At 39.1% G+C, this 13,542-nt stretch carries 13 protein-coding genes; all 13 read right to left on the reverse strand.

Annotation, left to right across the window (positions count from 1 at the left end; all coding sequences use genetic code 11):
- Positions 1-23 precede the first annotated feature (23 nt).
- Positions 24-1,019: an asparaginase gene (locus DY109_RS08835; protein ID WP_034549822.1), complete on the reverse strand. Its 996-nt coding sequence runs from the start codon at positions 1,017-1,019 to the stop codon at positions 24-26.
- A complete protein-coding gene (gene mnmL / locus DY109_RS08840; protein WP_023948458.1) occupies positions 1,016-1,981 on the reverse strand; it encodes a tRNA modification radical SAM protein MnmL/YtqA in 966 nt (321 codons plus the stop codon). The genes DY109_RS08835 and mnmL overlap by 4 nt, the downstream gene beginning before the upstream one ends.
- A complete protein-coding gene (gene purF, locus DY109_RS08845; protein WP_023948459.1) occupies positions 1,978-3,387 on the reverse strand; it encodes an amidophosphoribosyltransferase in 1,410 nt (469 codons plus the stop codon). The genes mnmL and purF overlap by 4 nt, the downstream gene beginning before the upstream one ends.
- Before the next feature lie 2 nt (positions 3,388-3,389).
- Positions 3,390-4,658 carry an ArsS family sensor histidine kinase gene (locus tag DY109_RS08850; RefSeq protein ID WP_115737838.1) on the reverse strand — a complete coding sequence of 423 codons (1,269 nt, stop codon included), beginning with the start codon at positions 4,656-4,658 and terminating at the stop codon, positions 3,390-3,392.
- Positions 4,659-5,339: an acid response regulator transcription factor ArsR gene (gene arsR, locus DY109_RS08855; RefSeq protein WP_023948461.1), complete on the reverse strand. Its 681-nt coding sequence runs from the start codon at positions 5,337-5,339 to the stop codon at positions 4,659-4,661.
- 294 nt (positions 5,340-5,633) lie between these two features.
- Positions 5,634-6,146, reverse strand: coding sequence for a CiaD-like domain-containing protein (locus DY109_RS08860; RefSeq protein ID WP_023948462.1), 513 nt, complete (start codon positions 6,144-6,146; stop codon positions 5,634-5,636).
- On the reverse strand, positions 6,137-6,388 hold the full coding sequence (locus DY109_RS08865; RefSeq protein ID WP_023948463.1) for a tetratricopeptide repeat protein: 252 nt from the start codon (positions 6,386-6,388) through the stop codon (positions 6,137-6,139). Before DY109_RS08865 ends, DY109_RS08860 begins: the two co-directional genes overlap by 10 nt.
- 48 nt (positions 6,389-6,436) lie before the next feature.
- Positions 6,437-7,531: a 3-isopropylmalate dehydrogenase gene (gene leuB, locus DY109_RS08870; protein ID WP_023948465.1), complete on the reverse strand. Its 1,095-nt coding sequence runs from the start codon at positions 7,529-7,531 to the stop codon at positions 6,437-6,439.
- The gene (locus DY109_RS08875; RefSeq protein ID WP_023948467.1) at positions 7,528-8,049 is read right to left on the reverse strand and encodes a 3-isopropylmalate dehydratase small subunit; all 522 of its coding nucleotides are present in this window, start codon (positions 8,047-8,049) and stop codon (positions 7,528-7,530) included. The genes leuB and DY109_RS08875 overlap by 4 nt, the downstream gene beginning before the upstream one ends.
- 56 nt (positions 8,050-8,105) lie before the next feature.
- The gene (locus tag DY109_RS08880) at positions 8,106-9,038 is read right to left on the reverse strand and encodes a hypothetical protein (RefSeq protein WP_034549825.1); all 933 of its coding nucleotides are present in this window, start codon (positions 9,036-9,038) and stop codon (positions 8,106-8,108) included.
- Positions 9,038-9,898 carry a cheVAW transcriptional regulator CheP gene (cheP, locus tag DY109_RS08885; RefSeq protein ID WP_115737839.1) on the reverse strand — a complete coding sequence of 287 codons (861 nt, stop codon included), beginning with the start codon at positions 9,896-9,898 and terminating at the stop codon, positions 9,038-9,040. The genes DY109_RS08880 and cheP overlap by 1 nt, the downstream gene beginning before the upstream one ends.
- A 663-nt stretch (positions 9,899-10,561) precedes the next feature.
- Positions 10,562-11,953: a class II fumarate hydratase gene (fumC, locus tag DY109_RS08890; protein ID WP_023948477.1), complete on the reverse strand. Its 1,392-nt coding sequence runs from the start codon at positions 11,951-11,953 to the stop codon at positions 10,562-10,564.
- Positions 11,954-12,177: 224 nt separating this feature from the next.
- Positions 12,178-13,461, reverse strand: coding sequence for a multidrug effflux MFS transporter (locus DY109_RS08900; protein WP_023948479.1), 1,284 nt, complete (start codon positions 13,459-13,461; stop codon positions 12,178-12,180).
- Between the last annotated feature and the right edge of the window lie 81 nt (positions 13,462-13,542).

The raw sequence follows: 13,542 nt of genomic DNA on the forward strand, positions 1-13,542 counted from the left end.
TCAAGATTCTAAAATTTAAATTACTAAAAGCTAGCAAAAATCTTAGCAATTTCTTGCTTGTTGTTTGTGTATCCTAAAACAAGCGAGAGTAAGATTCTGCTTTTTTGGGGGTTGAAGTCATATGAGGCGATAGTCGCACATTCCTCATCAATACTATCTGGTAGAACAAGCCCACTGCAAACCCGCGAACTTCGAACCACAATAAGCTTATATGCCAAAATCTTATCTTTTAGAATCTGCCTCTGTGCTTTTGGGATATTTCCTGCACCGCCTCCTGCGATTACGATGCCCCTTATGCCACTTTCAATCAAAGCCTGCAAAACCGCCTCAAAATATGGCGCATTTGTAGCATACACAATCTCCACGCAAGGTTGTGGCTGCAAATGCCAAATCATAAGTGGCGTTTGCGTAGTGTGTGGCATTGTGCTTGCAGCTCGAAAATAAGGCACGCCATCAATGATACTTCCAAAGATTCCAGAATTTGGCGCAGCAAAGGCATCAAGATTAAGCGTTTGGGTTTTAGTCATATCTCTAGCCCCAAAGATTTTGTCATTCATCACCACCATAACGCCTCTATCACGCGAGCTTGTATCAGCACACAGGCAAAGAGCATTATAGAGATTTTGCAATCCATCAGCACTTACAGAATCCGAAGGACGCATAGCAGCGACAAGCACGATAGGTTTAGAGCTTTTTATGACGAGATTAAGAAAAAACGCACTCTCTTCAAGCGTATCACTTCCATGTGTAATCACCACGCCATCAATGTTACTTGAATCTAGATTCTGCTGGGCTTCTTGGGCTAATTGTATGAGATTCTCATAACTCACATCAATGCTGTCTATATTGGCTATGGCTTGTATTTTTGCGATGTGGATTTGGGGTTTTGTATGCAATGGAATCTTATCAAGTAAAGATTGGATACAAAGATTTCCGATGTGATAATTTGTCGTGCTATTTTCTTGCGAAGTGCCACTGATTGTCCCGCCCATTGTCAAAATGCAAATATTAACGCTCAATACACCACCCCGATTTCCAAAAGTCGCTCACGCAAGATTCTCATTTGGATATTTTTATCAAAGCACCATTTTGGCGCGATCAGGCTTTGATGATGTGCGCCTGAGCTTATACGTTGTATCACTACATCTGGTGGAATCCTCTGTATAGATTCTACGATAAGCTCCACATAAGAATCCAAATCAATAGGTTCATATTTTTTCGCCTCATACATGCGCGCAAGCTGGGTTTGCTCAACGACATATAATGGGTGGATTTTTATACCATCAATCCCCCACCTAAGCACGCAATCAAGAGAATGTAGCATCATATCAGCAGTTTCATTTGGTAGCCCATACATCAAATGCGCGCAAACTTTGATGCCTCTTTGTCGCGTTTTTGCAAACAATTCTTGCGCGCCTTGAATGCTATGTGCGCGATTAATGAGGGCTAATGTTTTGTCAAAAACCGATTGGATTCCATATTCAAGCCAAATTTCTTTGCCATCTTTTACATATCCTTCAAGCAAATCCAAAATCTCATCACTCACACAATCTATCCGCGTGCCTATACTCATTCCAACCACATTCTCAAAGCCTAAAGCCTTGTCATACAGGGCTTTAAGGGTTGAGAGCGGCGCGTAAGTGTTGGTATAGGATTGAAAATACATCATATATTTTTTGACTTCAAATTTGTCTTTGTGAAAGTTTGCATGCCAATAAAACTGCTCTTCAAGCTGCGAGAGTTGATTACTAAGGATTGGATTTGATTTGAGTGAAAAATTCATCGTAATGCTTGGTTTGTATTGCTCGATTTTTATAAAGCTTGGCGAAAAGCTCTCATTTCTACAATAAATACACCCACCCTTTGCCAAACTTCCATCGATATTTGGACAAGTAAAGCCTTGCAAAGAAATGGGAATCTTACGCACTCTTTGCCCAAATTTAGACTGAAAATAGCGACCTATTGTAAGAAGTTGCCTCATTGAGTGCCATATACTCCATCGATGTATTTGCCATCAAAGCAGGCTTGACAATACTCTTCCTTGCCTACTCCTTTTTTGAGTCCTTCAAGCGATAAAAACCCCAAATAATCAGCTCCGATATAATCCCTCACTTCATCTAAAGAATGATTAGCGCAAATAAGCTGGCTAGATTCTGGTGTATCCACGCCATAATAACACGCCGAGATTGTCGGTGGCGATGAGATAAGCAGATAAATATTTCGCGCGCCCGCATTGCGTAAGATTTTGATAATCTGCTTGCTTGTTGTGCCACGAACTACAGAATCATCAATCACAATAATATCCTTATCTTTAATCAGATTCTCAACAGGATTAAGCTTTAGCCTTACTTTGAGCTCTCGTGCTTGCTGTGTAGGCTCGATAAATGTCCGCCCGACATAATGGTTTCGTATAAGCCCTAGCTCAAAGCTAATGCCACTCTCTTTTGAATACCCAATCGCAGCTGCCACACCAGAATCTGGCACAGGAATCACCATATCTGCTTTGAGCTTATGCTCTTTGGCTAATTGTATGCCAAGATTTTTGCGCACTTCATAGACATTTGAGCCAAATACCACACTATCAGGACGCGCAAAATAAATAAACTCAAACACGCAAGGCTTTGGCTTTGGCATAGCAAACATATAAGATTTAAATGTCGCATTTGTGGTTGCATTAATAGAGGTTTTTTCAAAAATAAGCATTTCACCCGGCTCCACATCGCGGATATATTGCGCTCCTATGAGATCAAACGCGCTTGTCTCACTCGCGACAACATAGCCTTGCGTGCCATCATCATTTTCTATTTTGCCTAAACTCAATGGACGAAGCCCATAAGGATCGCGGATTGCAAACATTTTTGTCCGCGATAAAATCACAAGCGCGTATGCGCCATCGATTTGACAAATAGATTCTCTAATGCGCTCATATAAATGCGGATAATGGCTTTTGGCAATCAAATGGATAAGCACCTCTGTATCGAGATGACTTTGAAAAATCGAACCTTCTTTGGTGAGATTATCGCGGATAGAATCTGCATTTGTCAAATTTCCATTATGCGCTATGGCAATCGCACCTAATGAATAGCGCGCAAAAATAGGCTGGCATTCATTTGCGCTCTCTTTTCCTGCTGTGGAGTAGCGATTATGCCCGATAGCCGCGTATCCTTCAAGCTCTGCGAGAATCTCAGGAGTAAAAACATCTGTAACAAGACCATTTTTTTTATACACTGCAATTTTTTCAGAATCACTCACTGCAATCCCGCTTGCTTCTTGCCCTCTATGCTGCATAGCAAATAAGCTATAATACGCAAGCACAGAAGCATTATGTGCATTATAGATTCCCACAACTGCGCATTTTTCTTTCCATTTTGAAATATCTAAATCCATTTTTACTCCTTTGTTGTGTTGCCTAATGGTAGCAAACACGAACTCTCAACGATGCAATTTTCAATCACAAAATAATTAGTTTCGTTTCGATGTGAATACAAAATATTAAAGCCCTGCGCATCAAGCGTGTTTTTGATGATATACATTCCCAAACCAAAGCCTTGAGAATTTGGCTTGATAGAATCTTTGAAATAAGGCTTGAAATATTCCTCAATATCCATTTTAAGAGGATTCCCACAATTTGAGATAATGAGATTTTTGCCATCAGAATCTATCACCACCTTGCCATCATAGCTATATTTAATCGCATTGTCTATGAGATTTTTAACAGACATAGCAAACAATTCAAAATCCGCTTTTATCAAATCATGAGACGTTTTGGTTGTGATTGGATCTTGTTCTATGGTATTGATAAGAAGCATTTTTTTGACATAATCAATCAGCTCTTCGACCAAAAATTCCCTTTTGGTGATATTGTAGCATTTTGAGGAGAGCTGCTCGATTTTGGCAAATTCATCAATAAGCGTATTAAGCCGATAAAATACCGAAGTAAGCCGTTCTTTTTGGGTTTTGTTATCAAGCATTTCAGCAGCGATTCTGCCCTTTGTGATAGGCGTTTTGAGCTCATGCATAATGGAGCGCAAAAAAAGTGTGCGCGATTTATTGAGCGCATCAATCCGCTTTATCGCCTTGTCAAATTCATTTGCAAGCTCGCCGATTTCATCTTTTTGTGGAAGTTTGCATTCTATTTGCAGATCTCCTTTGGCAAATTTGCGAATCTGCCTACGCAAATAAATCATCGGAAGCAAACTTCGCATAACTAGCACAAACAAAAACACAAGAATCAACGAGCCAATCAAAATAATAAAATAATAATCCACATAAAAAGTTTTCAGAGAATCTTTATACAAAAATACTTCATGATAGCTTGCAAGCAAGATAAATACATCATTATTAATCTCAATAGGCTTTAAGAAAATGCCATCAACATTGAGGTTTAGATTGCTTTTTTCTAAAAGCAATTTTGTGAGCCTTTCGTCATTGACTTGGATAAAGCCCATTTCTTTGAGGTATGTTTGTATAGTCTCAAGCGTGCTATCTTGAGAGATGATTTTATTAAAAATCACGCTTATCTTTTCGTATTTTTGCTCTTCGTTGATATTAGAATACCGCTCGCCTTGAAACTTCAAAAAATAAAACGAAAAAGCAAAAAAGCTTCCCATAGCAAACAAAAAAAGTATAGTAATTTTAAAAAATATTGAATGCTTCATTTAAAATTCTAACTTATATCCAACGCCTCGAACAGAAATGATATGTTTTGGTTTTTTGGGATCGTCTTCGATTTTGGCTCGTAATCTTCCTATGATGACATCTATACTTTTATTCGAACTCTCGGGGTTGATAGATTCTGATTCTATGGCAATCGCCTCTCTTGAAAACACATTACCTTTTTTGCTGATAAGCAAAGTCAAAATCTCATATTCTGCACGCGTGAGATCAAGCTTTTTGTCATGATAAAAAACCTCTCGACTATTTTTATCGATTCTAAAGATTGGATTGGCTTCTTTTTGCTCATCTTTAGGGCTTTTTTTATTATATCTTCTAAGGAGTGATTGGATTCTAGCGAGCAATTCTTTTGGATCATAGGGCTTTGGTAGATAATCATCTGCGCCGTTTTCAAGTGCTTTGACTTTATCATCTACATCACTTCTTGCAGATGAGATGATGATTGGAATATTTTTTTGTTTTGCTACCCTTTTGCACACTTCTAATCCATCTAAATTTGGCAATGTCAAATCAAGAAGCAATAAATCAAAATGCTTGGCATTGATAGCACTCATACCTGTATATGGCTCATCATAGCTTGTAACATGAATATCGTGCTGTTGCAGATACTCACTCAAGATTTCAGCAAGCTCAACATCATCTTCAATCATTAACACTTCTAACATAAGATTTCCTTTATCTTGTTTGTCTCATTCTAGTTTTACCCATTCACTCCACAATTCACCACAACACAATGCCCCTGTGTTTTGGGATATTTTAGGATAAAAGTTTGGAATAAAAATTGAAAAATCCTATCACAAATAACTTAAGAGTAAAATTAAAGAAGATTTATTTGAGGGGCTACCACTAGAGGGGAAGTGATAACCCAACAATAGCTAGCATGGAGGGGGAAAACTAGCCATTGTTGCCTAACGGCTTTGGAATTGTAGCAAAATTTTACAAATTATTAATAAAAACCTTTAGTTGCTGTTTTTCTTTTCTAAAAACTCATCAAGCAAGCACAATTCGTATTGCAAAAAATTCACCACAAGACTAACCTTTTTTTCAAGATCTTTTATCTCTGCGACTTGCAAGCCTTCAAAAAGAATAAGGAGTTTCTCTCTTAGATTCTCCACAAACTCCACATTATCTGGATCAAACACGATTTTTTTGGAAGGTGTAAGCACTTTGCCTGTTTTGATTGGGGAGGATTCTATCTTTTTGGTGAGGCTCAAAAGCTTGGTGTTTGTATCATGTGATATATTTGGGTATGCAGCTACTTCTGCGTGTGATTTGATGTTTATTTCTTGAAGTTCTTTAGATTCTGGGGTTTTTTGAATAACTTGTGATTCTTCGACAACAATTTCTTGAATACCCTCTTGGATAACCTGATCTTGCCCTAGATTCTGCCTTTGCTCCTCTTTTTGCTCCTGCTCTTGATCGTCTTTGATGACCTCATCAAGCGTTTCTAAAATCAAATTTTTTAGTTCCATTGGGTGAGCCACTCCTCAAATTGAAGATAATCCTCATCGCTTTGCGCATTGACAAAGAGCAAAAATTTCTCTTTATTGAGCCCTGTAAATTTGCATTGATCGGTCTTGAGACGCACGATTGATGAGCGTGCTTGTTTGTCGTTTGGATTCTTGCGCAAAATCTCCTCATAAATCACAATAGCTTCTTGCTTATGCCCTTGTATCTCATAGATATGAGCAAGCGTTGAAGTTTTGACAGACATTTTTGCTCCTTTATTTTCTCTTGAGATTGTGTTAGATTCTGCTAGATTCTAGCGCGTTGTGGATTCTATTGTTTTAGATTCTATCGCTTGGGCTATGAGATCTCCCATTTCTTGGGTATTACAAAGCTTTTTGCACCCAAATTGCGCTATATCTTTTGTCCTATTGCCATTTTTGAGTGTCATCGCGACAGCCGCTCTAATGGCTCTAGCCGCCTCTACTTGCTGCAATGAAATCTCTAACATCATCGCCAAACTCAAAATCGTAGCAATCGGATTTGCTATGTTTTGACCTGCAATATCTGGCGCAGATCCGTGGATTGGCTCATAAAGGGCGATTTTCTCTCCCACACTCGCACTTGGTAAAAGCCCTATTGAGCCTGTGATTTGGCTTGCTTCATCGCTCAAAATATCACCAAAAAGATTGCTTGTCAAAACGACATCAAACTGCCTTGGATCGCGAATAATCTGCATGCTCGCATTATCAACATACTGATGAGAGAGCATAACCTCAGGATACAATGCGCCAACCTCTTCTACGACTTCGCGCCACAATTCACTCACCTCAAGCACATTTGCCTTATCCACAGAGCACACTTTTTTATTGCGCTTCATAGCAAGCCTAAATGCCACATGAGCGATGCGTCTAATTTCATCTCTTGTATAAATCATCGTGTTATAGGCTTTGTCTGCTTGTTTAGCTCGTGGCTCGCCAAAATAGATTCCGCCTATAAGCTCACGCACAATAACCAAATCAACGCCCCTAATCACTTCAGATTTTAGTGTGCTTGCATCAAGCAATTCATCAAAAACAAGAGCTGGGCGCAAATTTGCAAATACGCCCAAAGTTTTACGCAATCGCAATAACCCGCTCTCCGGACGCTTTTCTTTGGGTAGATTCTCCCATTTGCTTCCGCCAATAGCCCCAAACAAAACCGCTTGAGACTTGAGACAACCATCAATGCTTTCTTGTGGCAGTGGATCGCCACACTCATCATACGCGCACCCACCCATCAAAAACTCATCATAATGTATATCAAAATCAAACACGCGTGCTACAACTTTTAATACTTTTAACGCTTCATTAATGACTTCTACGCCGATTCCATCGCCTTTAATCACGGCTATTTTGTATGATTGTTTCATGATATGCCTTTTTGGTGAAGGGTTGTGTGATGAAGTTGTGTTTTGGCATATTCGATAAGCCCGCCACTTTGCAAAAGCTTAAACATAAAATCCGGAATCTTTCTAAATGTATAGCTTTGATTTTGTGTGAGATTTTTTATCACGCCTTCTGTCATATCAATACGCAATGTATCGCCCTCATTGATATTTTCAATCTCATCACATTCCAGAATCAAAAGCCCCATATTAAATGCGTTGCGATAAAAAATGCGAGCAAAACTAGGCGCAATCACGCACGCTATCCCGGCAGCTTTGAGTGCCAAAGGTGCGTGCTCTCTGCTTGATCCACAGCCGAAATTCTCATCAGCAACGATAAAATCCCCTTTGTGTATCATATCTGCAAACCCAGCTCGCGCATCTTCCATAATGTGCCTAGCCAAAATATTCTCATCACTTGTATTAAGATAACGCGCTGCAATAATCACATCTGTATCGATATTTTTCCCAAATTTCCACACTTGACCTTCAAGACTTTGCATACAATCTCCAAAATATTTTTAAGCCACCATTTTAGCAAAATTGACCCAAAATTCATCTATTTTTCATCAAATTCAACAACAAGCCTTTTATTATCCTTAAATACCTTTCCATACCCCAAAGCCACACCGACAAAAAGATTTGTCCCTGCTTGCTCTATATATCTTCCTTTTAATAGATACAAACTCACAAATGGCGCAATTGTAAGGTTTTTTAAAATCACTGTATCAAGTCGCATATTGAGTTCAAGCTCAAATTCGGGGTTTCGCTCATTTGAGTAATTATTGACAATATAGTGCCGATAATTAATATACCCGCTCAAATCCACACCTTCTCTAATCTTTTTTTTGATATTGATTGTCGTCTCTGCACCCATACTCTCAGCGAGTCTTTTTATATCGCTAAAATCCTCCTCTCCAAATACACCAGCGCTAAGATTTTGGATATACACTCCATCAAACAAGCGGAATCCAGCCTGAAAACGCAGAATCTTACGCCGATAAGGCAATGGCATTGTAGGTGTGAATTGCGTTTGAAAATTAAGCTGTGCAAAAGGTCCTAGCTCCAAATTCCCAAATTTCTCGATTTTCCAGATTCTCTGTGTGTATCCTGTCGAAAGCAAAATCCTATCAAGCGTTTTGTTATTAACCCTTATGTTGTTTTTTGGATAGACAACCGTTTGTCCGTATTCGCCCAAAAAAGAATTAAAAAATACAAACCTCCTCGCATAATAATCCACCATTAGATTCCCATATCCTTGCACGATGAGCTGTGAATTTCCAGTGATTTTATTATTTGAAAAAGAAGCGTATAGCTCTTGATTATCAATCTGTGTCGCCGAAAAATTAAGCGAGATTCTCTGAAGCTCAATCCTCCAGCCCTCGCGATCAGAATCTATATCAAGATTCCCCCAATGCATCGACTGCGCGCGCAAATAATGCGATGACAATGACAAAATAACAAGCCAGACGACACAAACAACACGAAGCATTATTGAATTTGCGATGCGTCAATTTTCCCTTTTAGATCGCTTGGAATGTGTTTAAGAAGATTCTCTAAATTAAAATCTACGCCCTGATCTATGGCTTCTTTGGCAAGTGAAATCGCCTCATTGACATTATATGCACTTCCGCCCTCATGAGGCTCAAAAATGCGATTTGTAATCGCAAGCGCGTAAGAATTTTTTTTGACATCAGCAGGCGCGGCATGCGGACTTGTAACATATACGACGGTTTGGATAAGGCTATCATCAAACTTCCACAAATCAAAGCAATACGCCAAAAACGAGATATGATCAACCCCGAAAAATTCCTGCTCCACAAGAGCGATATTTTCATAATGGTTCGCTTCAATAGCTTTTCTAAATTGTTTATCTTGCTTTGTTTTTATAAGTGCGCTTGAAAACAAAATCATTCCCAATCGCAAAAGTATCACACAAGGAATAAGCATTTGAGTAAGCTGCTTATCCTCCTCAGATAGCCAATCCGAGACAAATCCCACTTCCCGCGAACAATTCCCCAAAAAACTATCCGTATCTAATCCATAAGGAGAGACATTGATTTTGAGTGCTGAGCGCAAAAAATCTGCCATTAAAATATTTTTGACATTTTCAATCCCAAGCAACGCCACAACTTGATTAATCGTTGAAATCTTTGATGAGAATCCATAATACGGCGTATTTGCGACTTTGAGCAAACTTGCTGTGGCAAGCGGATCTTTTGAGATGATCTTTACAACGCCCCCGACTTCGATTTTTTCTTCTTTGCGATTGATATAATCTCGTAATTCAATTACGGTATTTGGCAATGGTGGAAGATTTTGCTCAATAAGCGATAGGAGAGTTGCATTCATTGTAAATCCCTTAATAAAATTAAAATTTTAAATTTGAGTGCGCTTATTCTATCTAAAAAAAGCATTTTTTCTTGCAAAATATCACAAAAACAAAAAATCAATAAAAGCAAAAAATACTACAAGCAAGACTTCTATATCCAAAATAAATATATTCATAAAATAATTACAAAACCGCAAAACTATCGGATATTCTAGATTTTTTGCTTGATATTTAAAAATGACAAAATAAGGAGGCTTTGTAGATTCTGTGGATTCTTAGGCTTTTTGTCAAAAGCTTTAAGAATATATTAATATTAAATTTAGAATCTAGATTCTTCTAAAAACTCAAAAAATGGATTGCCACGCAAGGATAAACCTTGCTCGCAATGACAAGCTTGCTCCATCATTGCGAGGACGACAGGACGAAGCAATCTAAAAAAATGGATTGCCACGACTTCCTAGCGGAAGCCTCGCAATGAAGAAAATGGCATAGAATCTAGATTCTATGAAAACACAAAAAGAGCGTAAAGAAATCCTCTATTTTTAGCTTATTTTTGTGGTTTTGCAAGTTTAGCGAGTGAGTCGCACTATATCGTGCGTCGCAATGAGCTAAACGAAGCAATCTGCAAAAAGAAGCAAAAAGAGAGGATTTAGATCACATGGAAATGAGAATCTAGATTCTATTTAAAGTGGGCGGATCATATTTGCAGGAACTACAAATTTATCATAATCAGCCTCACTTACAAGCCCAAGCTCCATAGCCGAAGCCTTTAAGGAAATACCTTTTTTATGGGCGTTTTTGGCGATTTTGGCGGCATTTTCATAGCCAATGTGTGGATTAAGAGCCGTTACAAGCATTAAGGAATTGTGCAAGTAGTAATCTATTTTTTCTTTATTAGCGCTAATGCCTACCGCACAATGCTTCTCAAAGCTTAGCATAGAATCCGCTAGCAAATCAAGGCTTTGGATAAAGTTATAGATAATAACAGGCTTAAAGACATTAAGCTCGAAATTGCCTTGCGAAGCGGCTATGCCTATAGCACTGTCATTGCCCATCACCTGCACAGCAACCATTGTTACAGCCTCGCACTGGGTAGGATTAACTTTGCCCGGCATTATAGAGCTGCCCGGCTCATTTTCAGGGATATTAAGCTCTCCAAGCCCACATCTTGGACCACTTGCAAGCCATCTTATGTCATTAGCGATTTTCATCAAATTTGCTGCCAAGCCTTTCATCGCCCCATGCGTAAAAACTATGGCATCATGGCTTGTGAGGGCGTGAAATTTATTTGGGCTTGCCTTTAGCTCAACGCCAACAAGCTTGCTAAGTTCTTTGCTTACCTCTTCGCTAAAATTTTTTGGCGCATTAAGCCCCGTGCCAACGGCTGTGCCGCCTATGGCAAGCTCTCTTAAAGTAGGCAAAGAAGCGATAATCTGCTCTTTGGAATGCTCAAGCATAGAGACATAACCGCTAAATTCTTGCCCCAAGGTTAAAGGCGTGGCATCTTGCAGGTGGGTGCGTCCGCTTTTGATAATGTCTTTAAATTCATCAACTTTTTTGGCTAGAGTTTTCTTAAGCGTCTCAATGGCTGGCAAGAGCTTTTTTTCTACTTGCTCCACCGCGGCTATACTCATAGCTGTTGGAAAGGTGTCATTTGAGCTTTGTCCGCGATTTACATGATCGTTTGGGTGTATGAATTTTTCTTTTCGAAAATCCTTGCCAAGTATCTCAGTTGCGCGGTTTGCGATGACTTCATTGACATTCATATTGCTTTGTGTGCCTGAGCCTGTTTGCCAAATAGCTAAGGGGAAATTATCATCAAATTTACCCTCTATCACCTCATCGCAAGCCTTGACTATGGCGTCCTTGCGCTCATCATCAAGCCCGTTTTTAAGTCGGTTATTTACGATAGCAGCTGCTTTTTTGAGATTTGCAAAGGCATAAATTAAAACCTTTGGCATTTTTTCACTGCCTATGCGGAAATTTTCTAGGCTTCTTTCAGTTTGCGCGCCCCAATATTTCTCATCAGGCACTTTAACCTCACCCATAGTGTCTTTTTCTACGCGGTAATTCATCTTTTCTCCTTTTGTTTAAAGTGCAAATACTTTAGCATAAATACAAAATTTTGCCTTTAAAAGATGTTTAAAAATTGCTGTGAATTGTCAAAATCGCCACTTTTGCATGCAAACTATGAGATTTTTCAATTTTTTTTGCGTTCTTGATGTTTGCAGAATCTAGATTCTGTGATTGTATTTTACAAATGCGCGTGCTCGCGTGTGATCGCGTCCAAAATTTTAAATCACTCCCTATCGCTTCGTAACGCCCAAAATCCAAGCATAGCAGTGCCAATCGCACAAACACACACCACCACACTTGTAGCAAAAAATATATCCTCGCCTAGCCCAGTAAGTGGTGAGACAATCCCACCAAAAACAAAAAAGCTAAACCCCAAAACAGCCGAAGCATTGCCTGCGTTTTGACGCTCCATACTCATAGCAAGGCTTGTTGATGAGGGCAGTATAAATCCCAAAAACACAAGCATAATCGCAAATCCTAGAATCACGATAAGAAAATGTGTAGAGCTATTGAGTATAAAACAAGCCAAAATCCCAAGCAAAAGCACCCCGCAAATCCCGACTTTGAAGGCTAATTTTTCGCTTTTAAAAAGCGGGGTCATACTTGCACCTAATGTAATCCCAAATGCCGCAGCCGCAAAGCAAAATGAATATTCAAGATTACTCAAGCCAAAGTGGTTTTGAAAAATAAAAGAGCTTGAAGCAATAAAGCTAAACATAATCCCCATAGCGCAAGTTTGAGTAAGCGAATAGAGCACAAATTGCTTGTTTTTCAAAATACGCAAAAACGAAAAACTCTCCCAGAATCTACCTTTGAGCCTTTTTTCCACGCTTAAGGTTTCTTTGAAAAACACTATCGATACGCACAGCACTAATCCAATACCAAGCAAAATGCTAAAGATTCCATGCCAATCTGTGAATTTCAGCACAAATCCCCCAAATATCGGCGCACAAATAGGTGCAAGCCCTTGTATCGCGCCAAGCATTGCAAAAAATCGCGCCAACTCTTGCCCCTTAAACAAATCCGCCACGATAGATTTTGAAATCACTATGCCTCCAGAGCCAGCGATCCCTTGTATCAGACGAAATCCGATAAATGAATAAATATCCCACGAAAAAAGACACGCAATGGTTGATAATACAAACAAAACAAGCGAGATTTGCAAGATTTTTTTGCGCCCATACATATCGCTTAATGGTCCCATCAAAAGCTGTCCAAATGCCAATCCCACAAGCGAACAAGTAATTGAGAGCTGCACCAAAGAAGTTGTCGTCTCAAATACATTTTCAATATTTGGCAACGCAGGCAGATAAAAATCCGTAACAAATGGTCCAAAAGCCGCTAAAGCAGCCATATTTAAAAGCAAATAAAACTTTGAATTGCGCTGTGGCAGCTGTGGCAAATGTGCGGATTTTTGGGTAGGTTGTTGGGTAGATTGGTGAGTGGATTGTCGGGTTGGTTGCGTTTGAGAATCTAGATTCTGATTTTTTTGTGTATTGTGCTGCATACACTCTCCTTTATGCTAAAAATATCAAAAAGGATTATAAATGATAAAACACAAACTAAATCTGTGTAAAAACTTAAATTT

The sequence above is a fragment of the Helicobacter fennelliae genome, from assembly GCF_900451005.1.
GTDB classification, from domain to species: Bacteria; Campylobacterota; Campylobacteria; order Campylobacterales; family Helicobacteraceae; genus Helicobacter_B; species Helicobacter_B fennelliae.

Bases quoted from the DNA above. Each gene is read 5' to 3' on its own strand.
- DY109_RS08875 (WP_023948467.1), bottom strand. From the start codon at position 8,049: ATGCAAAGTCTTGAAGGTCAAGTGTGGAAATTTGGGAAAAATATCGAT.
- cheP (WP_115737839.1), bottom strand. From the start codon at position 9,898: ATGAATGCAACTCTCCTATCGCTTATTGAGCAAAATCTTCCACCATTG.
- purF (WP_023948459.1), bottom strand. From the start codon at position 3,387: ATGGATTTAGATATTTCAAAATGGAAAGAAAAATGCGCAGTTGTGGGA.
- DY109_RS08900 (WP_023948479.1), bottom strand. From the start codon at position 13,461: ATGCAGCACAATACACAAAAAAATCAGAATCTAGATTCTCAAACGCAA.
- fumC (WP_023948477.1), bottom strand. From the start codon at position 11,953: ATGAATTACCGCGTAGAAAAAGACACTATGGGTGAGGTTAAAGTGCCT.
- DY109_RS08865 (WP_023948463.1), bottom strand. From the start codon at position 6,388: ATGTCTGTCAAAACTTCAACGCTTGCTCATATCTATGAGATACAAGGG.
- arsR (WP_023948461.1), bottom strand. From the start codon at position 5,339: ATGTTAGAAGTGTTAATGATTGAAGATGATGTTGAGCTTGCTGAAATC.
- DY109_RS08850 (WP_115737838.1), bottom strand. From the start codon at position 4,658: ATGAAGCATTCAATATTTTTTAAAATTACTATACTTTTTTTGTTTGCT.
- mnmL (WP_023948458.1), bottom strand. From the start codon at position 1,981: ATGAGGCAACTTCTTACAATAGGTCGCTATTTTCAGTCTAAATTTGGG.
- leuB (WP_023948465.1), bottom strand. From the start codon at position 7,531: ATGAAACAATCATACAAAATAGCCGTGATTAAAGGCGATGGAATCGGC.
- DY109_RS08860 (WP_023948462.1), bottom strand. From the start codon at position 6,146: ATGGAACTAAAAAATTTGATTTTAGAAACGCTTGATGAGGTCATCAAA.
- DY109_RS08880 (WP_034549825.1), bottom strand. From the start codon at position 9,038: ATGCTTCGTGTTGTTTGTGTCGTCTGGCTTGTTATTTTGTCATTGTCA.